Below are 789 nucleotides of genomic sequence, written 5' to 3'. Positions count from 1 at the left end.
GGATCCCTGCTTCGTTCAGGCTGTCGCCTGAATCATTTCGGTGGGTTCCTGCTTCAACGAGCGGCCTGACTGCACCATCTCTCCACAGGCAAGAACGGCGTGCCCCGCCGCTAAAATGTTACGAGCGCCGTTTACATCGGCGTTCGCTGTATATCCACATACCTGGCATCTGAATTTACTTTGTGACAGGCGATTTTCTTTCGCTGTATGACCACAGCACGCGCAACGCTGGCTTGTGTACGCTGGCGGAACAGCAAGCACCTGACCGCCACGCCAGAGCTGCTTGTACTCAAGCTGGCGGCGCATTTCATACCAGCCCTGATCCAGTATCGAACGGTTTAAACCTGATTTTGCCCGGACATTGCGCCCCGGCTGGCTGACCGTACCCGCTGCTGACTTTGACATGTTGCTGACCTTCAAATCCTCAATGACTATCATTGCGTGGTTTTTGCTGACGGTCGTTGTGACTTTATGAAGGTAGTCCCTGCGGATATTTGCGATACGGGAATGCAGTCGCTGTATTTTGCGTTTCTGCTTCTGCCAGTTGTTGCTGAATTTGACCCTGCGGCTTAACTGTCGCTGAAGTCTCGCCAGCGTCTTCTGGTTTTTCTGAAAACTGTTTACAGGCTCAAAGACTGTGCCATCTGACAGCGTGGCGAGTTTAGCCACGCCAGCATCCAGCCCGACCATTGATGCTGAAGGGTGAACCGGAGTGGATACTTCACTTTCTGTCTGAATACTGATGTACCACTTACCGCAGGACTGGCTGACAGTGACATTTTTCACAAC

1 protein-coding gene is annotated in these 789 nt (G+C 52.5%); it reads right to left on the bottom strand.

Annotated features, from left to right (window positions below):
• Nucleotides 1-15: 15 nt before the first annotated feature.
• Nucleotides 16-789 (bottom strand): RNA-guided endonuclease InsQ/TnpB family protein (locus tag FTE26_RS03895; protein WP_272457509.1); only part of this gene is annotated, 774 nt, incomplete at its 5' end.

Origin of the sequence: Escherichia sp. S10b (genome assembly GCF_028421345.1) — a bacterium.
Classification (GTDB): domain Bacteria; phylum Pseudomonadota; class Gammaproteobacteria; order Enterobacterales; family Enterobacteriaceae; genus ECMA0423.
This window is presented reverse-complemented; position numbering and strand designations above follow the sequence as displayed.